This window comes from Duganella sp. CY15W, assembly GCF_009857555.1.
Taxonomy (GTDB): domain Bacteria; phylum Pseudomonadota; class Gammaproteobacteria; order Burkholderiales; family Burkholderiaceae_D; genus Rugamonas; species Rugamonas sacchari.
Map to the genome: position 1 here is coordinate 1,934,427 of NZ_WWCQ01000001.1, position 22,972 is coordinate 1,957,398.

Consider the following 22,972-nt stretch of genomic DNA (forward strand, 5'->3'; position numbering starts at 1 on the left):
CGAGTATGGGCTAAGCCCCATACGGGCAAGCGAGTGGCTGCGCGACTTCCGGGAGTCATACCCAGACTGGGTGGCGTGGGACAACAAGCTCAAGGCGGATGTGGCAACGTCCATCGCATATGCGGACGCCGAACGCGCCGCAAACGCCAAGCGGCAGAACTCCATCAGCGCCATGCTGGCTCCATATGCACTGAACGTACCAGGTAAACCCCAGTCCATTTCATGGGAATTCGCCCATATCTCCCCTCGCACATTCTCACGCCTAAACTTGGCTATCACGGACCGGCTCCGGGTGCGGTTCGTCTACTGCTCCATGAGCACTCCGGAGCCGCATGAGCGAACCGTCGAGCCACACAGCCTGTTGCGAGCGGGACGACGGTGGCACGTCCGCGGATACTGTCCGGAGCGGCAGGATTTCCGTGACTTCGTGTTAGGGCGCATGAGCAAGGTCCAGTTACTCACGGAGCCTAGTTCGGCCGACGTGGCGACCGATACTGCCTGGTCCACCGTTCTTCAAGTCAGAATTGCCGCTCACCCTGGCCTTAGCCCAGCGCAGCAACTGGTCGTCAGAAACGAATACTTCCACGGAGCCTCAGCACGCGTAGAGAGCTGTAGGGCTGCCCTCCTGAACTACATGACGCAAGAAATCATGGCGGCCACAGATGTGGGTCTACAGGTCCCGCCCGACTATCAGTTGGCGGTTGAGAACGCAGAGGAGTGCCGACAATGGCTGTTCGTGACCTGACCGACCAAATTCGGCAAGAGAAGGTGGCCGAGCGCTATCCGCCACTCTTCAAGCGTTTACCCGACCACCTTTTCGCGCCGCTGGCATCGGCAAATCGTTTCCAGTATTGGTCGCTGCTGTGCGTCCTGCATGCCAAACGCTTCGGGCCCGAGGCCCCGCTGCCGCCGAGCACAGGCTTCCTAATGCGCGAGATCACCGCAGACATCGCCGAGGAACTCCAATATCAGGACTGGGCCCCAGAAGGCGACGACGTGACTCCAGCCACGCCGCTGGCGACCCGGGCCATCGTGGTCTTCAATCGTCTGCGCGACGCCGGATGGATCCGCGTGGATCGGGTGGGCGTGCGCGAGATGGTGACGATGGCGCCAGCCGTCGCCCATTTCATGAACCGTCTCGTCGAGTTCGCCCACACGGGCCCTGAATTCGTCTCCGGCAAGATCCGTAGCATCGAGGCCAACCTGAAGCTACTTTTGGACGAGAGTACGGACGGAGCCTCGCTGCACGAGGCCGCACTACAGTCACGCGCCCTTCTCGAACACGTCCGGATCGCTGGCACCAACGTGCGCGACCTGATGCTGGAGATCGGCCGCGTCGACGCAACCGGCGAATTCGTGCGGCGATTCTTCGACGACTACGTTGAGCGCATGTTCATCGGCGACTACAAAGAACTGCGCACACGCGAGCATCCCCTGGCGCGACGCCAGGAGATCCTGCGTCTAGTGGCCCATGTCCAGCAGACCCAGGACCTGCGTGTCCGACTGATCCAGTGGTACCTGGAGAAGCAGGCCGGGCGAGATCCTACCCGCGCCGAAGCCATGTTCGAACGCGACATCCAAAAGGTGGAGGACCTGCGCCGAATCGACGAGTACCTGGACCGACTGGACGACGAAATCCGACGCGCCAACAAACTTGCGCTGGCCTACCTGGACTACCGGCTGCGTGCTACCCGCCCCCTCGACGAGTTGATCGGCCACGCCATCGACGCCGTCGTCAAGCATGGCAACAATGCGGCCGCGCTGGCTCCGTTCGCGCCAGGTGACTGTATCGCCGGCGAACGCTTGGCCGTGCCCCGCGCCGAGACTAAGCGTCCGCCACCCGGCGGACTACGCAAGCAGCTCATGTCCCCCGAACAGGAGGCTCGGGCACGCCTGGCTCTATTGGCGCGAGACCGACGCATCATGTCGCTGCCAAAGCTCGCGGCCTTCGTGCGCCAGCAGCTCGGCGAGGAAGATACGGTGCCCAGCGCCTCTCTCCAGGTAGACAGCATCGAATCAGTCCGAGCGCTGCAGGTCTTGTGCTCCATCGCAACGGCGAATGCAACACCCAGCAAACTACTGCGCGCCAACGCACGGGCGATGAGCAGCGGCTTCACCACTGTCCGCATGGAAGGCGAAGAAGTCCAGAGCCAAGGTATCTCTCACCTGCCCTTCACGATCGCAAGAACAACCAAGCCAGCTAAGGGAGGAAACCAATGAGTTTCTGGGAGAATGCGGCCGAGTCCACCAAGAACGTGGTCACCGAAGATGAGTTCGAAGCTGCGGCAAATCGGCTGGTCACCGAGCAGGTCCTGTACGCCGCAGATCGCGGCAGCAAACTCGCTTACGGGCTGATCCGTGACTTCGAGCGCGAATTCAAACGCGCCCTGGATCCGCTGGGCTACGTCGTGCGGGTCAACAGCCAGCTGCGCTATGCCTGCGCTATCCCCAAACATGCCAGGACGTCACCAGTAACCGTGGACCAGACACTGCTCGCGCTGGTGCTGCGCAGGATCTTCGACGAGGAGACGCGCTCCGGGCACCACGACGAAAACGGCGAGGTAGCCTGCGATCTGGTCACGCTGGAGGTCAAATACAAGCAGACGACGGGTGGCCGCGAACTGGCCACCGGCGGCAAGCTCGTCGCACTGATGCAGTGGATGCGGCGCTGGGGCATCGCCCGTGTGTCGGACGAGGAGACCAGTCAGTTCGGACACGATGCGGACCAGCCCTACGTGGTTATCATCCGGCCCGGTATCGCCGACGTCTTAGGAGAGGCGGCGTTAGCCCGCATCGCTCTGTTCACCAACCCGGACGCCGAGGTTGATGGCGTAGGCCATACGGTTGCGCCCACCCTGGAAGAAGGCGGTGTTGCATGAAGAAACTGATTAGAATCCGGGTGGTCCAGTTCTTCCTGTACGAGATGCGCGACGTCGACGTCGGTATGACTTGCGGCGTCTTCGGCGCCAACGGTAGCGGCAAGTCCTCGCTCCTAGACGCCGTACAAATCGTCATGCTGGGAGCCAACGAGAGTCGCGGCAGCGCAGGCGTCGCCTTCAACGCGCAGGCCGACGAGTCCAATCACAACAGCCGCAATATTCGCAGCTACTGCCTGGGTCAGTACGGCGACTCGCCCGACGCTCGCGTGCGCGACAACGCCAACACCTACATCACCCTGGTATGGGAGGACACAGCGACCCAAGAGGTCGTTTCCACGGGTGTAAGTATCTACGTGAGCGCCGACCGCGAGAAGTCAGATGTGCAGGGCCGCTACATTCTGCCCGCAGACATCGCGCTCAGCGACCACTTGGAGCTGGTCGATGGTGAGTATCGGCCGCGCCCGTGGTCCAGCTTCAGACAGATGCTCTCGCAGCGCGCTCATGGCGAGGAGGTGCTCTTCCATGACTCCGAGCGTTTCGTCAACGCGATGCTATTCCGACTACGAGGTGCGCGCGGCGCGCCGCGATTGGACGCCTATCGCCAAGCGTTCCGCTTCGGGCTGCGGATGAAATTTGACAAGAGCGTCGACGATATCGTCCGCCAGCAGGTGCTGGAAACCCGGCCAACCAATATCAAGCGCTTCAAGGAAGTGCTGCACACCTTCCAAGAGATGGCCGCCCTGGTGCGCAGCGTCCAGGCCAAGCTTGAGGAGGCCGAATTGATTGAGACCGATTTCGCCGATGCCCACCGTCGCAACATCCATTCGGTCTCGCTCGCAGCCTTGGCTCAAGCGGCCGAACTCGAGGTCGCCAATGAGGCGGTAACCGCCGCCGAGGAGGCCGAAGGCCGTGCGGCGGCGGCATTCGACGTCGCAAGCGCCCAGCGTGACGACGTGAACCGCCGAGTCGGTGTGGCCGAGCAGCACGCACGCGACAGTGCATCCGACCGTGACAAGCATGCTTCCCATGCAGATGCTGCGCTGCTGCGCGAAAGCCTTGCCGGGGTACAGAACCGGCTCGCCGAACAAAGAACGGGGTTGCATCGCATCGTCAAAGCCATCGGAAAGGCCATCGACGTACAAATCCCTGGGAAGCCCGCAGCCGCCAGCGCGGGAGCGACTACTCAGGCGTTCAAGGACATCCAGTCCCTGCTGGAGGGCGACAAGGTTAGCAGCCGCGACGCAGTGGAGTCGACGGTCCGCAAGGCGTTGCGCGCGGCCAAGTTGCTCAGCAACGAGGTATTCGAGGAGATGCAGTCTGTTGGCCGCGCGCAGACGGCAGCCGAAGCCGAGCTCACTGACGTGCGAGAGAACCAGGAGCGCATCGCTAAGGGTAAGCCGCCGCTGGAGGGGCCGGCTGCGGCGCTCAAGCGCGTGCTGGCCAACGCCGGAGTGGATGCTACCCCAGTATGCGATCTGGTGCGTATCGACGACCCGGACTGGCAATCGGCCATCGAGTCCTATCTGGGTATGTCGAACATGCAGGCCCTGCTGGTCGATGAGCTCGACGAGCGCAAAGCATTCGGTGTGTCACGCCGGGCTGGGGTCTACGAGGCGAAGGTCGTAATGCCAAGCAAATTCTCCAATCGCGGCAGTCCAAGGCGCGGTGCCGTCGCTGAGCTAATCAGCGGCAATAGCGCAGTAGCGGTCAACTACCTTCGGTCCAAGTTCGGCGACACGCAGCGGGCCGATACGGAGGACGAGTGCTTTGCCCATCGGTTCGCGATGACCAAGGACGGCATGTTGCTGGCCGACGGTGAGATGGTGCGAAAAAGACCAACGGATCCCGTTCTCTTCAAGATCGGCCCAACCTCAACAGCGACGCGCAATTCCATCGCCGAACGCGCCCGCCAGCTTCAAGACCAGGTTGAGGCACTTAAGGACAGGTACGCCAAGCTCAAGGTCCTCTTGAACAACCTAGGTCCGTTCGTGGGCGGGGAGCAGGACAAGGTTCAGGATGTCCTCGAGGCCTTTGACCGGATTTCCAAGGAGGCCAGCGACGAGGGAGATCTGACGCGGCGCCTGCAAGCTTTGGATACCGAGGAATATCGCCAGTTGGTGCGTGCAGCCGAAGAGGCGGAGGTGGCAGTGATCGCGCTGCGAAAACAGCAGCTCGATGCGGTTCGGGCCGTCGGCGCAGCAGAGACCGAGTGCCGGCAAAAGAACGAGGATACTAAGAGGAAGCAGGCGTTGGCCACCACCCAGAAGGAGGTCTCCGAGATGGCGCGTGCGGCCGATGGCTTCGACGTCGACTATGCGTCGGACCAGTGGGAGAGACTGTTGAAGCGCCAGGGCTTGTCGTTCCGAGAGATTGTCATTGACTGTACTCGCCGAAGCGTTGGAGCCAAGGACGACTCCCGACAGAAAGCGTCGAACGCCATGCAGAAGCTGTCGGCGTTCCTTGTCAGGCACAACGAGCTAATGCCGTCAAGCCCCCAAGAAGACTGGCGCAGCGCGCGTGTCTGGCTGGGGGCGCGCGTCGCCATTCTCACCGAGACCGGCCTGCGAGAGAACAAGGCCAGAATGGAAGATGCTCTCAGCGCAGCCAAGAGCACCTTCCGCAATGACGTCGCGGTGGCTCTGCACGAGCACCTCGAATGGTTGAGCGACACCGTCAACCGGATGAACGAGGCCTTGAGACTAGCGCCCATGTTCACCAACAACGAGCGCTACCAGTTCCGCTCGCATGTGCGGCCGGCCTTTTCCGTGCTGCTAAAGTTCATCAAGGACGTCGCCCAGTACGGCCCGACCGAGGACTTGCTCGGCGGGGCTGGAGAGCTACCTAAGGAGTTCGAGGAGCTCATGCGCGAAAAGACGGTCGCCGGCGCCGCCGCAGTAAAATCACCACTGGACGACTATCGAGAGTTCTTCGACTTCGATATCGAGGTGCTCCGCGAGGAAGCTTCCACAAGCACCACCAAGCATATCGGCTGGCTTAGCAAACGCGTTGGGTCCGGCTCTGGCGGCGAGCATCGCGCGCCACTGTACGTGATCGCGGGCGCCGCGCTGTCGTCGGCCTATCGACTGGAGCGTGGGGACGACAGCGGCATCCGACTGCTGGTCATCGACGAGGCCTTCATCAAGATGGACCCGAGGAACATCGTGGCTACCATGCGTTACTTCGAGGAGCTGGGCCTGCAGGTCTTCATGGCCAGCACGGGCGACGCCTTGGGTAGCCTGACCGCCTTCCTCGATCGGTATTACGACATCATGCGCGATGCGGAGAGTAACGTGGTGGAACTCGAAGGGCACGACGTAGATCCCGAGACGCGCGAGATGTTCCGCGCCGACCTGCCTGAGTTCAACCCGGAGCTTATTGAAGCTGAGATCAGGAGGCAATACCAGTCGCGGGCTAGCCCGGCAGGGGGCGCCGCAGCATGAATCGCGAAGACCAATCCGATATGGATCCGTTAGCCAGGAAGGCGCTGGAGCGCCTGCTGAAGTCCTCCGATAAGCATGTGGCCGGCGCCGCCGCGCGGCGCCCCACCCTAACGGATTCCTCGCTGTCCGAGTACCGCGAGTTGCGCAGCCTGAAGGCAAAAGAAGACTTCGAGGCGGTGATGGCCTTCGCACAAGCGGAAGGAGCGATCACGGTCATGCGTCCCCGGCGTGACATTCAGGGCCTCATCGAGCGCATTGAACTGATTGACGCCACTAAGCTGGCTTCGATCCTGGGTAAGGTGCCCCATGCAGTGCGGGTCCAGTCGGCTCGACAAACCCTTGCCACGTACCTCGCTGGGCATTCGGTCTTGAACGACGTCTTATCCAGTTGGGAGAGGCTCAAAAAGGTTCGTGGCACTGGGCCTGACGGCGTCACCAAATGGGTCATGGCCTGTGACGTCATCGCCTATTGCCAGGCCCAGGTGGCGCACAGCGCCATGGAGACGCCGGTCCGGGATGCCAGTGCGCGCCTGTTCAAGGACAGCAAGTGCATCGAGTCCCTGGTGCCTTGCCTCGATGTTCTACTGACAGGCAACGTCGAGGACGATGCACGCTCGGAAGCGGAGGTACTGCACGAACTTGGCCTCTATCGCGAGCAACAGCCCGCCCGCTTGTCTGGCAACATAGTGGTTCGTCGAGAGCGAGGCGCCTTCCCCCTGGATCGTCCCTACTGCGCATTGCCCCCGTCGACGGTGCTGGGCATCGAGTCGATGCCCAGCCAAATACTGACTATCGAAAACCAGACCACCTTTCATGTGTGGGCTCGCCAGTACTATGATTCCGATGTGCTGTGCCTCTACACTGCAGGGATGCCGTCCCCTGCTTGGCGGTTAATGTATATCCGGTTGCTTTCCACACTTCCGGCCTCAACGCCAGTGCACCACTGGGGCGATGTCGATGAAGGCGGCTTTCGGATCGCTTCCGTTCTATGTCGGTGTGCAGCCGAGGTGGGGCACACTCTACTGCCTTGGAAGATGCACCCTGCGGACGTTCCTGAGTCGCTACGCCGAGCGGCGCCGGCACGCACGGTGGAACGGATGGTCAAGTACGCGCACGAAGCTGGGTGGAACGATATTGCGCACGAGCTCACGAAAGCCCAGTTCGTTGCCGAACAAGAGGGATGACGAACGATTCCGGATTTTCAAGTAGCACCGGGAAGCGGAGATTGAAGTGGGGCGGGGTCAGCGCCATCGGGCTGAATCCTGCCAGTGTGAACACGATCCTGGCCAGCGCCGCCCAGCTGGCTGGGCTCGACTATGCGCCCGAGTTGTCCAGGCACAGCCTGTGGCGTGGCCACCAGCGCGCACCGCGCCGGCGCCAACTTCCGTGAAATCAAGAAGCAAGGTGTCTGGCGCCACGATGGCACCATGCAGGGGTATATAGATAGGAAAATCCGGCCTGTTCGAAGAAAACGCCGCCCACAATCTGTTGCGATGCAAAGCTTAATAAGGACAATCCATGGTACAGATTCCCCCTGCCCTAACCCGTCGCCTGACGGAGATCGAGGCCACCGCGCCGTCGTGGCTTGATGAACATCCCCTTGCCGCTGAACTGGAAACGCTGGTACCAGATGTCGTGGCACTGACCAATGATGAACGGCTCGGTTGTTTCGCCGAGATCGTCGGCCATCGCTTCGTCCCCAACATGCCGCCAGACCGCAGCCCCTGGGATTCCTACTTCGGTCCGACAGCATCAGGTACAGACAAGAACGGCAATGAGGTGCACATGCCCGACGCCAAGCAGGTCGATGCCGAAGTGATCGAGTACTGGAAAGCGCGCGCCAGACAAACGCCGCATCCCATTTTGCGCGCACGCTACGCGGATTTAGCGTGGGAAGTCAGCCGTATCTGGAATCGCGAGCACCCGGACCGGCACCGCATTGAGCGGCCGCGCGAACTGGCGCAACTGGCGGCAGACGCCTATCTCGACTCGGCGGCACTGGCCGACTCTGCGGAGCCCGTGCAATTGTTCATGGCATGGCGTTATCTCTCCCGCGCGCTGGAACTGGCCATCTTCGTCAAGGACGCCACCTTGGTCGAGCGCGCGAAGAAAGCGGCCTTCGATTTCAATCGTATCAACCGTGCGACTGGGCACACTGGCCAATGGTGGTTGATTGACGATCAGGACGGCGCGGGTGCCAGCGTAGAGCGTCCCTCCCCGGCACCCGGCGCCTGACATTGTATGTCCACGACCTGCCACTGTTGGTGGCCGAACGGCCAGTCCGCTATCGGCAACTTGTGCTCGGGCTTATGCGGGAGGCAGCGCCTGTAGTGCGCTGTCCGCTACGGCGTCAAACAGTTCCTGGATATCCACCTCCAGGACCATGGCGATACTGCACAGTACCTTCAAGGAAGGATTGCCGACGCACCGCTCCACCTGACTGATGTAAGTCCGGTCCAGTCCTGCCGCAAAGGCGAGATCCTCTTGCGAGAGGCCCTTGCGGCCGCGCATCGCCCGAATGTTCAAGGCGAGTTGCTTGCGTATCTGATCATATTTCTGTCCCATTTGCCGGAGCATGGACTCCATGTGACCAGCAATCCACGGACTATATTCTACAAATTCTCACAGCCATGACATCATGTAGACTATAATCTACGAATAGTGGTGCCTTTGGCATTCTTGTCACTCCAAGCGTTTAGCGCGCCACAAAGGCGCGGCCATTCCAGCCGTGCTCGTTAGCCATGGAAAGTTACCGGATAACGCCCCAAGGCAGAACCAGGACAGTCGGCCAGTACGTGTGGGGCGAATCGAATTCGGAACGAAAACGGTGGTCGCGCAGTACCTTTTTTTGATTTACGTTCCTTAGGTTTATGCATATGTTGAAACGCTTTCTCGTTGCCCATGAAGACTCACTCTCGATGTGGGAGCCTGCTTATGTAACGGCGACCTCACCTAGCGCGGCGGTGGAGGAGTATCTGAAGCGCGTTTACTCCAAAGACTTTGTATTCCGCGAACATGTGCTGGATTTGTACCATGTGGACGCCTTTGTAGGCGGCCTGATTTATCCGACAGCGGAAGACCAACTGGCCTTGCTGGAGGGCGTGCGTCAGGATACGCCCGAGCGGGTACAAGAATGCGTGAGGAAGTTTTTCTCCCACCGTCCCGAATTTGGTGAAATCTTCTTGAATTACCTTGACACCAAAGATGCGAGCATTGTTGGCGACGACGTGTATGAATACATTGCGGTGCGGGACCCTGATGGAATTATCGCCATCGAAGAAGAAAAGATTCTCACCCTTGCTTAACGAGGCAGCTCTTCACGGGAACTCGAAACTGAAAATTTGAAATTAAGAAAATTCATACGACATCTAAAGTAGCGGTACGAGCGGAAATCACCTGAGCAAATCATGACGTTAACGACTGGGTGTTCTAGCTATTTTGAGTTTTGCAACATTATTTTTCTCTCGTTCTACCCTAACGTGTGACTACTTCTGAGGGGGCATACATGAAATCTTGGTTCTTAGTTGCATTGGTATTTTTCGCCGGTCTGGCGCACGGTGAGAACGGTTCTCGGGACTGTAATTTCGTCAAGGCAGAAGTGAGAGAGTTCTATGGAACCACAAGGACCAGCTATTTGCCTGCCACGCCCAAGAACACTCCAGTCGAAGCGGAGAAGAACAAACCCCTATTCCAATACGACGCAATTCAAAGGGGTGAGTTGATTATCAACATCGAGCAGAATTTAACGCATACATCCGGTCTTTTTGGCCCCCTCGCGGCGATCCGTAAGGGGGTGTACAAGGTAACCAGAAAATTTGATTTCAAAGGCGAAGCATTTCTTGAAGCCGAAGGAGAGTTCGAAAAATCAAATAAAAGAATTTACTACTTGGATTCGACTGGAAAGTTTTGCGACGTATATCAAGACAACCAGGGTGGCAAGAAGCTAGAAGGGCTGGATGGCCCCGTCCCAGTGGTGAAATTCAGATACCGCGATCTCCCTGTCGAAAAAAAAGAGGGGACAATCAATTTTCTTGGGTTTAACGATGGCTTGATCTTGTTCGATGTAAGGGAAAGTGAAAATGGTAAAGTGACGTCACGTAATAAAATTGAATTGGACCCGAATGCCGTCTTGGGAAAAGAGGTGTCAATGGGGAGGTTTAGAATTATTCTCAATAGCGTCACTGAAAGCACAGCAAAAGGCGTCTTATCGCTAGCGCCTGCACATTATGGGTTGGACTTACACTAAGCGAATTGAGTGCCGTCAGAATGATCACTTCGAAAGCCTGACCGGGAATTCAAAAAACGTCTCCAGATCTGTGGTGACGCACTACCTTCAATGACGCCTTAAGTGTATGCTAGCCGGGTTAACCATCTCGAATATGGATTCGCCGTCCGTGTCCCCGCTACGACGTCACCAGCCGGGGACACTATCTTACGTTCCCGGTCTTAAAAGGCGCCAAGGGCATCCCTTCCACGGTTGGGAAATAGCACATACCTGAGTTTACTCCAACCGACTGGACAATACTGATGGTAGTTAGCCAGACGGGGTGCCTCTTCATCACTTGAATAGCATTGAGTACTGGCAGATCGCGATGTTTGCTAAGTCCGTGATAGATCATAGAAAATGAGCACAAAAACCAGGCACTATAAGCGGAACGGGAGAATTCTCGCAATCGTTCCGTGTGCCAATATGGTTCGGGCTGTGGCGCAAAAACGATTAAATGGCGCCGATCGAGCGGCAGCGCAACAAAAGACTCCATGTACGAACAGAGGAAGAGATATGCCAACTCCAGCCGTGGCCAATCATCTACCAACAGCTGCGGTTTTATGTCGGAAAACCGTTGCCAAAGCCGGCGATCCTCTTCTTCGACGCTGGCACGGCGAAATATCCATCGTGCGATGCGTCTGCGAGTAACCAGATAAACCGCTCGCGCACTGATGACAGACCGAGACGATCCAACTTTGTTCGCGACTCTGTCCTTCGAAATTTCTTCAAGCTGACGAGAATGCCACCGAAGAAATGTCAACCCGAGCGATTGAGATAGACCCACCGGTAAGGGGCACTGCGCCACTAACCTCTGCAGGCCATCAAGAACCTGCAGGCTACCCGCGAAATCGTCGTGATGGTGCCAAGTCCACCGATAGAGTGCCGAGTATAGGAAAGACATCCGTTCAAATTCACCTGCAAACTGGCTGGCAACCTTTCCCAAGATCTCAGATAGATTTAAAGAATCAGCTCTGAGCTGCAAATGCAACTGTAGGTCAGGCCCGGCACCGCAAATCGGCTGCCCGCATGATTGGCAGTCGTATTCGGTCCGCCCGATGCGGCTCTGGCTCTGAGGAAAATCAGGGATAGACTGGTCCACGTCTTTTCCACAGCACTGGCAATGTACCACCAACTGGCAGCGATGGCGAGGGCAGATATGGAGGGCTTTCCACTGGAAAAAATAACTGTGATAGCACTCTTCCAAGCATAACGGACAAAAGCGAAAACGCCTCTCAAAAAACTTGTATTCTCCTTCCGGGACAATGCGTCCATTCTCGTAGAACCGCAACTCATCACTCATCGACCGCAGCCAATTTCTTGTGAGGACATACAGAGGAGAGCCAATTTGCTCGTCTGTCTCAATACCGGAATTTAGACTACTCCGGTATGCAGCGAGGATCGGAGCCATGGTCCGCCCGGTTCGCCACCCTAGCCTTGCCAGCACCGATCTGGAAGATTCATATGGCAATGGAGCCAAGTCGGAACCAGCGATAAAATACTTGTTAGTCATAGGTCCGCCTCCCAGTTGCCCTTCTTCCCGCTATTTTTCCCCTTGCGTCTATCCTGGGCCGCGATCTCGGCAGCATCTTGGATTAATGCATATTGGACTGCCATGTCCCATAGATCATCAGGAAACGCCCTCCCCTGCTTCTCCAGATCGGCAATCTCAACGATAAATCTGCGTATGGCTACGAATAGCTGCCGAGCAGAGACACCATGGGCCAGTCCTCCGTCGGGCAGCAATGTTTCAAGTGCGCCGACCAGCCGATCGACTTGATCCTTCATCCGAAAGCCAGCTGCCCAGGCATTGGGGACGAAGAACTGCGGCCAGGTACAAGTAGTACCCGCAGGGTAAATCTGTTCATCGATCAGCGCGAGTAACTCACCAAAATCCTTTTTTGTGGATAGTCCACGAAACCTCATCCGACGCAATGCAAATCGGGTAATTAAGTCAACTCGATTTGCACGCCGCAATAAAGAGACTACATTTGAGAAGTCGGGTTCTTGCCCCATCATGACAACTACCAACTGCACCCCAAGCTTCTCTAAGTCGTTACCGATGTCCTTTAGAAAGTTAAAGTCTTGCAACGCCATTCCCTGGGCTTCGTCAATCAGAAACACCATTAGTTTCAACGGACTCGCGCGTCCGGCGTCGATCAAATTGTTGGTCAGGCGAGTGCGCAAATCGGGCGTCTCTCCCTTGGTATTCGTTTCGCCAATCGTAATGAGAAAGTGCTTAAAGAACGCTCGAATGGATGGCTGCTGCTGGTTCTGCGTCAGATGCCGATAGATCGGTACGTCACGAAACAATCGGCGTAACTCGCCCTCCGCCAACGCGAGCCCATAGGTTTTTCCGTAACCACTGGTCGCGGTAAAACAGCAGCCTTGTTCCCGGAGCATGACCGCCCTGCGCAAATTGACGAGAAGCTCATTTATAGGCGCGGTTCTCAGAATATAGTCTTTGACCATCAAAGGGTGCGCAAGCGCATCTCGCAATTCGTCACTACGAGAGCGCCCCTTCCCTCGTTGTTTACCTGGTGCTGAATTCGTCCCTTGGTCACTGCCATTTGTGTCGTCATTCATTTTGTTCACCTCGATCAAAGTTTTTATGTATTGGGCAGCGAATTGAGATTAAACAGGCCACTATCCGACTCATCGAACGACGGCGCCGCCGCCGGCATCGTCGCATCAGGCGCCGTCGCTGGCGGCGCCTCGGACGTTGGTTTGACCCTCGATTTCTCGAGAGCTTGCTGTGCCAGACGCATCGCATCTGTGCGAGACGGCTGGTCCGGCACATCGTCGTCTGGCAGCCATTCGTGGGTCTTGGATTTTCGCTTTTCCTTTCGCCGCATGGTTTGGCCGTTGCTTTGGAATAGCGCCCGCATCCGAAAACTCACAAAGGTCTCGTCCCATTTTGCCGGCGGATATAGTCGGCCGATGTCTTCTGATGTCGTGAGGTTAGTGGCATAGACAATGCGCGCATCCCTGAGCGAACAGTACACTTTCAGCTTGTTGCCAATCTGACTGAAGTCCTGGGCAATCGTTTTGCTGGTGTAACGCCAGCCACCAATCTTGATGTAGGGGCGCTCACCTTTTGCAAGACTCCCTCTGATGACCACCGTAAATGCTTTGTACATCATCACCCCGTGCCCGCCTTCGTCCCGGCGAGAGATATTTGGAATGGGAGCGTAAATAAAAGGGCTAGCGGGATTGTCCATCACTGCGGCCAGCGCATCGATGGGTTGCGCCATCAGAAGCCCAGCAGTACGCTGTTCATTGTGATCGGCGGTGACTTTCTCCAGGGCGCAAATCAGATCGGTGAGCCTTATATCTAACTGGACCGCAGTTTGTTCCGGGTTTTCGCGACGGGTATCTAAGACATTCGCACCATAGGTGGCAGGGCTGCTTTGCAGTGCCGCCCTTGTCATCAATCCAAATACTCGCTCGATATTGTGGCGAGTCCACCATGATCGAACCGGCCCGAAATCGACTGCGGCGCCAATGATATCGATGATATTGTCGATGACATGAATGGCGATATTCGACCATCCGTTATCCATGCGGATGACATCAAACCCCTGCCCGGCGAGCCCAGCGAGCAATTGATTCGCAAAGACTTTCCTGCCTGCGCCGATGGCAATGGCCACGCTCCCAGATTTTGCCAGCACTGGTATAAGTCCCGTTTCAATGGTCTCGAGCACCGAATCCGAGCTTGGTGTGATTTCCAGAGCCACTATCGCGCCAAGAATTAACTCGTAGTGCTCATCGATGAGCAGACCAATGTGCCAACGCGGCAAAGGCACCACGATCTCCACGCCAAAGGGATTGGTGACCCTGATAATGCTGGCGGAGTCGATCTTATGGAAGTCGAGCTGCACGGCGCCGAAGGGTCTTCTTGTTTTGAACACTGGCGCGTTACCCGTACCGATGTTGCTATTGCCGACAGCCAGTGGGCCACAGCGTGCGGCAAGGTAGCGCTTTTCGTGGACTCGTATAAGCTGCTTGCAATATCGCCGCAGTGTTTCAATTCCTTCAGACTTGGTGTTGAGGGGCCACTCATTTTCCTTGAGCCCTTTTTCCTCCAGCCAATCGATGACCTTGCCATGTAATTCTTCGATGCTGAGGCGAGCATTCTGGTACTTATTTTCACGACGGGTTCGCAAGAATTCAGACTGAATAAATTCTTCCAGAAGGCTAAAGCGCCCAAACAGCTGGCCTAAGGCGGCAGAGCAACCTGGTGCTGCGTCGCCTTCCATCCTCTGTACTTTAATGTGCCGCGTGTAGCCTTGAATGTTGCAGCCGAGAATCAGAGCTCGATATCCAAAAATCTGGCCATCAGTAGCGACGCTCTGGCAGCGCCGCATGAGACGGCTCAAGACCTGCCGACTGATGCGAGTTTGCTCGAAGATGTGTTCCTGCGGATAGCCTTGCGCATAAAGCTCGACGGCTTCACAGCGCGACTTGGTGACTGCCAGCTTGCGACCAGTGAGTGCGCTCAAATCAATCGCTGGCCACCCCCGCAAGGGAATCTTCAGCATGCTGCAACGGTGTTTTGCTTGCATCATTTTTGGCTCCTCAGCGTGGACACCGTGGATAGACGCGTGATGGGTGCATCCTGCGTTTCGCAGCTCACAGCGCCGGCTTGTATGGCTCTGGCGATCGCGGCGAGCATGCAGGCTCTATCGATTCCGCTTTGCGACAACAGCGTCTCGAAGCTGACAGAACCAAGGCGTTCAAGCATCGAGCACATCACCCCGGCCTCGTTTTCACAGGAATGAAGCCTTGCTCTGTTCATGGATGCGCACAAGAAGATCCAGTTTTCGATCGGCACCTGCCGATCGCGTACGTAGTGATCGGTGATCAGCATCGGCTGCGCTGTCCTTGTCGTGTCAGCAGCACCTGTTCCGGTTAGAGAGGCAATCAGCGGGGGACGTAAGCCATCGAGTAGATAGCGAGTTTCATAGTCCTTGCTTCTCCCGTCACGTAACTGCGCGGTGAAACCAGGAGTGTCGGCAGTTGTTCTCGGCCCATAGCCGACCACACCCAATTCCCCCTTAAGCAAAATGGCGAGATAGAAATTGAGCTGGCCGCAGAATATAAAGCGGCGGCCGTTTTTGGGGGATTGGAAATAGAAGAGATGAGCCTTCTTCCCCGCAAACTCCCTTACAGAGGGCGGCGCGGGTGTCTGGTCATCGATGACTATTACAGTCTGCTGCGGTCGTGCTGGCATACGTCCTCCGATGAAGAGATGACGATGTCCTGAAACTACAACACGTAGGCATGATAAAACCCTTGACTCTCTTCTGAATTACGAAGAAAATCAAATCGCTCGCTCAAGTTGTTCATTCGAGGCAAACGGTCGCGGCAAACGACCGTTTCCTGTCTACGTATTATTAGATCATTTCATCACCTAAAAAATTGAACGTGTTAAATCCTGGCGCATCACCGCGCCATATGGTGACCGTACTACATACCCATCTGTGCAAGTTCTTGAAATACTGCGCGTTTTCCGAGGCAATTTCTCTTTGCTGAGAGGTACGTAGTTCAGCGGTCGTTGATGCTACAGCAGTGCGTTGCGATATCTCTTTCTCAGCACCTCCTCTAGTGTGATAACGGCCAAATTCCTTAATATATTCCGGAGGGCAATGCGCCTTGACTGCAGCGCCAGGCACGAGCACAAGCGATTTATAGATGGCGTCATGAATTGGGAATCAATAATAGCGGCTACAATGCCAGGGCTCTAAGCCGAGCCAAGCTTTATCAATCTCCCAAATACGATGCACCCTCGATTCGCAATTGAATTAGCGTTATGGATTTTTGTGCCAGTCTTCTGCAATCTATCAGATCGAATTTTTAGATTCCAGCGCTAAATCACCATTTCCGCATTCACTTACAATTCCGCATTATGTGGAACAATGAAGATATACAGAACTGAAGCGTAGAAATTCAACGTTTTCCCGAATCTTATTATTAAATTCACTCCTATCCCGATAATAGGTCCACAAAATTCTGCGTACGAGGGTTCAGCGGCCTGCCACATCAGGGCTAAGTTGCAACAGGGTGTTGCGCCCGTGCTTGTCAGCGAAGCTTGGCATGTCCAAAAACACCGTCCGGCCCTACCTGCACTCGAAAACCGTCGAGTCAGCCTCCGCCTAGGCGGCGCTCCAGCTTTCAGCGCTCCTCAAGACCCAATCGACAAAGTCACGCAAGCAGTGGCGCACGCTGAAACAGCTCAATAAGAAATTGAAGGAATTGAGATTCGAGCGGTCTTACGAGCGTGTCGCGGCACTCACCAGGCAATAGAAGGAGAGTCAAACTGCGTGGGGAGATTAGCAGCGTCACCGAATTGGACTTCATCGACTACGTCATGCAGTCTGGCAACAACGACGGTACCACCAGCAGCCTCTATGCCCTGGCTCAGGCCATCGGCGTGCAGCCCGGTGACACCACCACCGGACAATAACAACGGCCGCGTCCAGCACCAAACCCTGCGCGGCATGGGCGGCTGCATTACCGTCGACCTTACTAAACAGGCGACCCGCGCATACGAAGGAAGGGCGTGATCGGCGGCTACGACGCGGTCGGCAGTGAGCGGTATTGGAAAGGCCTACAGACGGAAGAACGTGTGAAGCAGGTCTTGATATGCGAAATCAGATCAAGCATTCCATCCGTCATAATATTTATGTGGACGTGAAAGTACCTACTCCATCCGTCATAATATTTACGTGGAGACAATGCTAGAAAGCAAGAGTAATCGGCATAAATATTAGGACAGGTCCAACCTGGATTATCCAAAAAATTCTTTAAATTCAAATACTTAATATATAACTGATTTGTCACGCTACTTATGTTGAAGCGTTGCTGGATCGAATCAAAAGGATCTAAGCCGTCGTCGCTAGTTAGATAAACGCTGCAAGCCAAGTAATTTCCAACTGGTGCCCGACGTGGGTGCAAGCGCGCTGGCCTTCATCGGCGAGCGCTATCAAGACGCCCAACACTCGCCTGTGAGAAGCTCCGTGAGCTGCTCGACATCGTCCTTGCCCAGGAGTCAGTTCGTCAGCGCCGATCGCCGCCAATTCACGCCATCAGCACGCGATGCAAAACCGACGGTAACTCAGTGCAAATGCTCGTCCGCAAGATCGACAATTACCTTCGTCAGCTTTTCGGTGCCCATGGCCACGGCTGCGGCCACGCCGACGGTCACCACGGCGGAGGTCACCAGAATGGCGCCGGCGGACAGCGTCATTCCGGCGACGGCTGATCCTATGCCCACGGCGACAGTTGCTTCGATAAGAGTCGGGGCGGCAATATCCACCGCGACTAGCGCTGCGATGCCGGGGATGACTTCCAACAGAGTGGCTTTTCCGGCGTCGTAAGCCGCCGCTGTTTGGCCATTGGCCAATAGTTCGCCGGCACCAGCAAGCCCTCCCGCAAGCTGGGCCGCCGGGGCGGTCCAATCGATCAGCTCGTTCGGCACGGGCGTGCCACCATAGGTGTCAAGCGTCTTGAGACCAAGGTCCCGCGCCGACTCGATAAGCTTGTCGCCAGCCTGTCCGATGATCGACGGTGCATCCGCCTCGGCGTTAACGGCAATGACGCCGTCGCCAATGGCGCCGCCTCCGTCCGGGCCGTATTCCCCCACGCTCACGGCCAGTGACGATCGCGTGCCCGTGCTGGATGGACGATGGGCGGTCCATGCGCGCAACGCGTCCGCCGCCGCAGGCTTGCCAGCCGCCGGCGTGGCAGGCGTGCCGGTTTCGCCGCAGACGACCCACTGGGGCAAGCCGGCATATTCGATATGCGCCGTCAGTGCAGCCATTGTGGCGTCGGACACCCGAAAATGCCCGGATCCCATCCGCAGCGATCCCGCCGCGCCCGGCGCCCCGCCGTGGATCAGGATTTCGAAGCGTCCAGTCGCGTCCGCCAGCGCCGCGTCGCCGCTCCACGGCAACAGAACGAAGGCGCCCGACCGGCCGTACAGATCGGCGCGTAGTTTGCTGGCCCCGCCCGTCTCTCGGATCCCCACCAACTTGTAAGTGCCCGTTGGCGGGTCGCCGTAGGGCAACAGCGGATCCCGTGTGGGGTTTTTATGTTCAGCGGCAATCGTGTCGGCCACGCGGCCCGATATCGGAAACGGACCGAGCAGTATCCGCCCTTCCCCATCCTCGAGCCAGATCTCTCCTTCGTAATCGCGATTAATCGGGAGATGGATGCAGAGCTGGTCCATGATCGGCTACCTTTCAACAGTCAGAGCACTTCGGCATAGCGTTGTACCATTTGAGACATGGCAAAATGGGTGTGGGCCCGGGCCTGCCCAGCGCGCCCGAATCGTTGTGCTTTATCGGGATGCTGTAATAGCTCGGCGATCCAGCCGGCCATCGCCTGAGCAGAATAGTCTTCGATGAGGTAGCCGGTGGTGCCGTGCACCACTTGGTCGGCGGTGCCGCCGACCGCGTTGGCGACCACCGGCAGTGCGCACGCCATCGCCTCCAGCGACGAATTCGGGCAACCCTGTGCTTCGGACACCATGACAAATACGCGAAACGCAGGCAAAAACGACAAGGCGTCCGAGCGCGGCCCGATGAAATGGATGCCCTTTATTCCGCGCTGTGCAATGTCGCCTAACACAGACTGCACGTAGTCGGCATGCCGTGGGTCGACGCCGCCGACCACGGTCAAGCTTGCGCCAGGGACTTGGGCCTGGAGTTCGGCGAACACGTCCACCAGGAATGCCAGGCATTTGGTTGGGCTCAGCCGGCACGTCGTGACCACGGCCAGCTCGGGGACGGCGTCCGGTGGCAACAGGTCGACGTCTGGCGTGCCGTTTTTACGCGCAGGTACGCCGTTCGGGATGACGGCCGTGCTGCGACATAAACGCGACGCGGCCTCAGGGACACCGCCAGCGTATTTCCCGACGAGCAAATCCAAGCGCCTCAAATAATCATCGGATGAGAACGCGATGCGGCGTTGCAGCTCGCCGCTGGCCTGAAGTTCGTCAAACAGGCTGGGCCCGGGGCTGACGTCAACCAGGCGCACTTCGGCATGCTCGAGCGTCTTGGCCAGCAGCAGCTTGCAGGCGCTATCAACGTTCCAGAATACGATGGTGCGTACGCCCAGCCGTCGCGCGAGTTCCAGTATGGCCTGCGTTCTCTCGACCAGCGTGCGGACCTGCGCCAGGCCGACACACGGTATCCGGGCCGCCATCAGACTGGCGACGAAGTCTGTTTCCAGCACTTCGTCGAGTATGCACAGTCCATAGCGTGCAGCCGCGCCGGCGCTCGACAAGAGATTGAACAGTGAGCGCTGGGCGCCCCCAGCATTCATATTGCTCGTCACGAAGAGCGCTTGCAGCAGACCGCCTTCTGCTGGACGCCGCAGATCGCCATAGTGAGCGATCCAGGACCAGAGCCGCGGCACCAGGTCCGGTCGTACCGGCGCCGGCACGACGCGGCGCCCCGCGTGCATGACGGACCGGATCGCATCGACATAGGCATCGATGTCGGCCGGTTCATGCACCAGCACGTCTTGCGCAGCAACCGCCTCGGTCTGGCCGCCGACATCCGCGCTCACAACCGGACACCCCGCTCGCACGGCCTCCAGGGTGGCGATGCTCATGCCCTCATAGGTGCTGGTGTTCAGGAAGACATCGAAAGCGGAGTACCAGGGGCTGATATTTTCTACTGCGCCGATGCAAATCAAATCCGTCTCGACGCCCAATTCGCGCGCCTGCGCAATCACCGCAGCGTATGCGAGCCGGCCGGCGCCATAGGCGTGGTCCCACCCGCCCGCAATCAACAGCTTCACCGGTGTCTGCAGCCGCAGCTCGGCCAGCACGCGGACTGCGCGGACATAGGCTTTGTGGGCCTTGAACTGGCCGACCATCCCGATCAGCAAGGTGTCGTCGGCGATCTGCATGTCTGCGCGCATGCGGGCCCGCGCCCTGGCGTCGAAAGCCATGCCCGGCCGTGGGCCCAGCTCATGGCGCAACACCGTGATCGGTCTGCTCAGGCCGGCCGACCGCAATTGATCGGCAACCGACCGGCAGACTGCCACCACACGCGGTACCTTGCCTTCGTGCAGAGCCGCAGGGGGCTCGTGCCATCCCTGCCGCGAGTTATGGATCACGGGTGTGGTGGCGATTCCCATGTCCCACAAATGGCGCAGGTCAGTGCTTCGTATCATATGCGTCACGACCGCCGGATGGGCGGACATTAATACTTGGGCGCCGATGCGAGCGAGTTTTTCAGCCCTGTTACGCCCCTTGACATAATGCACCGTGAATGAACGGAAGACGGGCGTAGCATAGTGGATGCCGGCTTGCTCGAGGACAAACAGATGGCCGTCGACACGGCCGTCCAGGGCCGCGACAACATCAAGCACACACCGTTCTGCGCCGCCCAGTCCCAGACTCGGGATCACAAGGTTTAGCGAGGTGCCGGCGGCCGTCGCGAAGGCAATCGGCTGGACTGCGGCAACCCTGTTGCGAATCTGAGGTACAACATCAGACATCCGGACTCCTCACAAAATGGCGCTCGCGCCCAGGCTGGGGATGGATCGTCGCCACGCAATGACGACGTCCCACGCAGCGTACCGAGCATGCCCATGAGTGAATAATATGTCAATATATTTATTGCTATCCTACGCTGAGCGTAGCCGGCAGACGCGCACTGTGTGGCGCCGCCGGGCCATCCCGATCGCCTAGCCGCCAGCTGCGCGGCGAGCATCATCCAGCGTTTTCCGGGCGTTGATATTGGCAACTTCCGCCTCCATCAGTGCCGTATCGCTCTTGAACTGCGCGGTTCGATCCGCCACTGACGTGTCGCCCGCAGGCGCCAGCGCCTTGAGCGCGTCGTTGTAGTCCTTCTGGGCCGTCAGCAATTTGGTTTTGGCCTGCAAATCGGTCAGCTGCTGCTCCGATTTCGTCTTATGGACGGTGGTGGCAAGATCGGTCATATCGCCCAGCAGGCTGGCGGCCTTGTCGGATGAGGCGCTGCTTTTCACGCCCAGCGTCTGTACCATGCCCTGCTCGCTGAACGTGGCGGCGATGGTTTTGTTGGACAAGAAGGCGTTCTCGAGCGGAATCGTGTACACATAACCGAGCTGGCTGAACTTTCCAGGGTCTGCCGAGGCGACTTTGTTCGCACAGTAGGCGTCGGTGCATAAATCCAGCTGGCCATCGGCGGGGATGCGGTATTTAAAGCCCTCCGGCTGATCGTCCGCCACCGCTGCCTTGAAGTTGGCTGGCGGCGTCGGCGCCTGCCGCGCCACCGTGCTCAGTGGCGAAATCTGAAAGTACACGCCAGTTGACTTTGCCAGACTGTCGTAGTCATAGCTGGCCTGCGTGAGTTGCCGGTTAGCCGGCACTTGCAAGTTGACCAGCTCCAGAATTTGCTCGCTGCTCAGCGCTGGAATCGGCGCCTCTGTCCCGCGCTCCAGAATTTGCTTGCTGCTCAGCGCTGGAATCGGCACCTCTGTCCCGCGCTCCGGAATTTGCTTGCTGCTCAGCGCTGGAATCGGCGCCTCTGTCCCGCGCTCCGGAATTTGCTTGCTGCTCAGCGCTGGAATCGGCGCCTCTGTCCTGCTTGAAAACACCTCGCCGTTTTGCGGCCACAGAATTGGTTGCGAGGTAAACGACAGGGTCTTGAGCAAGCCCTTCAGCGACACCTTGTAGTCATCCAGCTTGTTGAGCTCCTGTTGCAACGCCACCATGGTGAGGGCCACCGTCTTGCGGCTGGCATCATCCCAGCCCCGTCCCAGCGTCGTGCCCACGGCGGTCTGATCAGCGAGGCGCTTGGTCAGCGCCTCGGTGCGCTTGGTGGCGTCTTTGATCGACTGCTCAAGCGCGTCCACCTGTGCCAGCCGTGCAACCAGCTCAGCGCTGCAGCGTGGTGTATTGGCCGGTGGTTCGACGCTGAGGAACGCTGCGCCGGCAGCCGCCAGCTTGGTTACGTTTTTGGCGACACTGCCGATGAATTCGCCGGTCTTGTCTTCGGCGGAGGCATTGATCGACTTGACTGCGCCATTGGGATGGTAGGCCACCGACACATCTGTCGTCTTGAAGAAACCTTGCAGCGATTTGAAATCCAGCGAGTAGTAGCGTAAGGGATCGGGCAATTCACTGGCGGTAGCGTCCACCGCATAGTCGACACTGAGCAGTTGCCGGCTACCGTTAACGCCCTTCTTCTCGGTGCACGCGAGCCGGCGGCTGACCACCAACTTGTATTGCGTGAAGCTCAGGTTATATAAGGCGCCCGTCTTGAGCGGCTCGCCATTCATGACGCGCACTGATTTTAATTCCGTGCTGCAAGCGCTGAGCAGCACGACTGACACGGCAAGAATACCCTTGATACGGTTCATATTTTTTTCCCTAGTGGTTGGAATCTTGA

Annotated in this window: 17 protein-coding genes; 9 read left to right on the forward strand and 8 right to left on the reverse strand. The window is 57.8% G+C overall.

Annotation, left to right across the window (positions count from 1 at the left end; all coding sequences use genetic code 11):
* Positions 1–172 precede the first annotated feature (172 nt).
* The 7 genes from GTP58_RS31900 to GTP58_RS08375 all read left to right on the forward strand — a co-directional run bounded on the left by GTP58_RS31900 (position 173) and on the right by GTP58_RS08375 (position 8,554).
* The gene (locus tag GTP58_RS31900) at positions 173–745 is read left to right on the forward strand and encodes a helix-turn-helix transcriptional regulator (RefSeq protein WP_373924727.1); all 573 of its coding nucleotides are present in this window, start codon (positions 173–175) and stop codon (positions 743–745) included.
* Positions 727–2,220, forward strand: a complete 1,494-nt coding sequence (locus tag GTP58_RS08350) for a Wadjet anti-phage system protein JetA family protein (protein WP_161077013.1) — start codon at positions 727–729, stop codon at positions 2,218–2,220. The genes GTP58_RS31900 and GTP58_RS08350 overlap by 19 nt, the downstream gene beginning before the upstream one ends.
* On the forward strand, positions 2,217–2,879 hold the full coding sequence (locus GTP58_RS08355; RefSeq protein ID WP_161077014.1) for a DUF4194 domain-containing protein: 663 nt from the start codon (positions 2,217–2,219) through the stop codon (positions 2,877–2,879). The genes GTP58_RS08350 and GTP58_RS08355 overlap by 4 nt, the downstream gene beginning before the upstream one ends.
* Positions 2,876–6,319: an SbcC/MukB-like Walker B domain-containing protein gene (locus tag GTP58_RS08360; protein ID WP_161077015.1), complete on the forward strand. Its 3,444-nt coding sequence runs from the start codon at positions 2,876–2,878 to the stop codon at positions 6,317–6,319. Before GTP58_RS08355 ends, GTP58_RS08360 begins: the two co-directional genes overlap by 4 nt.
* On the forward strand, positions 6,316–7,503 hold the full coding sequence (locus GTP58_RS08365) for a Wadjet anti-phage system protein JetD domain-containing protein (protein ID WP_161077016.1): 1,188 nt from the start codon (positions 6,316–6,318) through the stop codon (positions 7,501–7,503). The genes GTP58_RS08360 and GTP58_RS08365 overlap by 4 nt, the downstream gene beginning before the upstream one ends.
* A 41-nt stretch (positions 7,504–7,544) precedes the next feature.
* Positions 7,545–7,709: a hypothetical protein gene (locus tag GTP58_RS31305; protein WP_229215464.1), complete on the forward strand. Its 165-nt coding sequence runs from the start codon at positions 7,545–7,547 to the stop codon at positions 7,707–7,709.
* A gap of 128 nt (positions 7,710–7,837) precedes the next feature.
* A complete protein-coding gene (locus GTP58_RS08375; RefSeq protein ID WP_161077017.1) occupies positions 7,838–8,554 on the forward strand; it encodes a hypothetical protein in 717 nt (238 codons plus the stop codon).
* Between the two features lie 72 nt (positions 8,555–8,626).
* On the opposite strand, the gene GTP58_RS08380 is transcribed toward GTP58_RS08375, so the two are convergent.
* Positions 8,627–8,905: a helix-turn-helix domain-containing protein gene (locus GTP58_RS08380; protein ID WP_202413519.1), complete on the reverse strand. Its 279-nt coding sequence runs from the start codon at positions 8,903–8,905 to the stop codon at positions 8,627–8,629.
* A 290-nt stretch (positions 8,906–9,195) separates the two neighbouring features.
* Between GTP58_RS08380 and GTP58_RS08385 the strand changes: the two genes are divergently transcribed.
* The gene (locus GTP58_RS08385) at positions 9,196–9,624 is read left to right on the forward strand and encodes a hypothetical protein (protein ID WP_161077018.1); all 429 of its coding nucleotides are present in this window, start codon (positions 9,196–9,198) and stop codon (positions 9,622–9,624) included.
* A 200-nt stretch (positions 9,625–9,824) separates the two neighbouring features.
* The gene (locus tag GTP58_RS08390; protein ID WP_161077019.1) at positions 9,825–10,565 is read left to right on the forward strand and encodes a hypothetical protein; all 741 of its coding nucleotides are present in this window, start codon (positions 9,825–9,827) and stop codon (positions 10,563–10,565) included.
* Between the two features lie 181 nt (positions 10,566–10,746).
* On the opposite strand, the gene GTP58_RS08395 is transcribed toward GTP58_RS08390, so the two are convergent.
* From GTP58_RS08395 to GTP58_RS08425, 7 genes are all read right to left on the reverse strand, one after another.
* The gene (locus tag GTP58_RS08395) at positions 10,747–11,685 is read right to left on the reverse strand and encodes a hypothetical protein (protein WP_229215465.1); all 939 of its coding nucleotides are present in this window, start codon (positions 11,683–11,685) and stop codon (positions 10,747–10,749) included.
* Positions 11,686–12,092: 407 nt separating this feature from the next.
* Positions 12,093–13,169, reverse strand: a complete 1,077-nt coding sequence (locus GTP58_RS08400; protein ID WP_161077021.1) for an ATP-binding protein — start codon at positions 13,167–13,169, stop codon at positions 12,093–12,095.
* A 23-nt stretch (positions 13,170–13,192) separates the two neighbouring features.
* The gene (locus GTP58_RS08405; RefSeq protein ID WP_161077022.1) at positions 13,193–15,151 is read right to left on the reverse strand and encodes a hypothetical protein; all 1,959 of its coding nucleotides are present in this window, start codon (positions 15,149–15,151) and stop codon (positions 13,193–13,195) included.
* A complete protein-coding gene (locus GTP58_RS08410) occupies positions 15,148–15,816 on the reverse strand; it encodes a hypothetical protein (RefSeq protein ID WP_161077023.1) in 669 nt (222 codons plus the stop codon). Before GTP58_RS08410 ends, GTP58_RS08405 begins: the two co-directional genes overlap by 4 nt.
* A 1,884-nt stretch (positions 15,817–17,700) precedes the next feature.
* Complete coding sequence (locus GTP58_RS08415; RefSeq protein WP_161077024.1) at positions 17,701–18,813, reverse strand: hypothetical protein; 1,113 nt, start codon at positions 18,811–18,813, stop codon at positions 17,701–17,703.
* 20 nt (positions 18,814–18,833) lie between these two features.
* Positions 18,834–21,095: a glycosyltransferase gene (locus GTP58_RS08420; protein WP_161077025.1), complete on the reverse strand. Its 2,262-nt coding sequence runs from the start codon at positions 21,093–21,095 to the stop codon at positions 18,834–18,836.
* Positions 21,096–21,284: 189 nt separating this feature from the next.
* The gene (locus GTP58_RS08425; protein ID WP_161077026.1) at positions 21,285–22,943 is read right to left on the reverse strand and encodes a hypothetical protein; all 1,659 of its coding nucleotides are present in this window, start codon (positions 22,941–22,943) and stop codon (positions 21,285–21,287) included.
* Positions 22,944–22,972: the final 29 nt, after the last annotated feature.

Coding starts and splice junctions, on each gene's coding strand:
- GTP58_RS08380 (WP_202413519.1), bottom strand. CDS start 8,905: ATGGAGTCCATGCTCCGGCAAATGGGACAGAAATATGATCAGATACGC.
- GTP58_RS31900 (WP_373924727.1), top strand. CDS start 173: ATGCTGGCTCCATATGCACTGAACGTACCAGGTAAACCCCAGTCCATT.
- GTP58_RS08360 (WP_161077015.1), top strand. CDS start 2,876: ATGAAGAAACTGATTAGAATCCGGGTGGTCCAGTTCTTCCTGTACGAG.
- GTP58_RS08355 (WP_161077014.1), top strand. CDS start 2,217: ATGAGTTTCTGGGAGAATGCGGCCGAGTCCACCAAGAACGTGGTCACC.
- GTP58_RS08375 (WP_161077017.1), top strand. CDS start 7,838: ATGGTACAGATTCCCCCTGCCCTAACCCGTCGCCTGACGGAGATCGAG.
- GTP58_RS08420 (WP_161077025.1), bottom strand. CDS start 21,095: ATGTCTGATGTTGTACCTCAGATTCGCAACAGGGTTGCCGCAGTCCAG.
- GTP58_RS08415 (WP_161077024.1), bottom strand. CDS start 18,813: ATGGACCAGCTCTGCATCCATCTCCCGATTAATCGCGATTACGAAGGA.
- GTP58_RS08390 (WP_161077019.1), top strand. CDS start 9,825: ATGAAATCTTGGTTCTTAGTTGCATTGGTATTTTTCGCCGGTCTGGCG.
- GTP58_RS08405 (WP_161077022.1), bottom strand. CDS start 15,151: ATGATGCAAGCAAAACACCGTTGCAGCATGCTGAAGATTCCCTTGCGG.
- GTP58_RS08425 (WP_161077026.1), bottom strand. CDS start 22,943: ATGAACCGTATCAAGGGTATTCTTGCCGTGTCAGTCGTGCTGCTCAGC.
- GTP58_RS08365 (WP_161077016.1), top strand. CDS start 6,316: ATGAATCGCGAAGACCAATCCGATATGGATCCGTTAGCCAGGAAGGCG.
- GTP58_RS08350 (WP_161077013.1), top strand. CDS start 727: ATGGCTGTTCGTGACCTGACCGACCAAATTCGGCAAGAGAAGGTGGCC.
- GTP58_RS08410 (WP_161077023.1), bottom strand. CDS start 15,816: ATGCCAGCACGACCGCAGCAGACTGTAATAGTCATCGATGACCAGACA.
- GTP58_RS08385 (WP_161077018.1), top strand. CDS start 9,196: ATGTTGAAACGCTTTCTCGTTGCCCATGAAGACTCACTCTCGATGTGG.
- GTP58_RS08400 (WP_161077021.1), bottom strand. CDS start 13,169: ATGAATGACGACACAAATGGCAGTGACCAAGGGACGAATTCAGCACCA.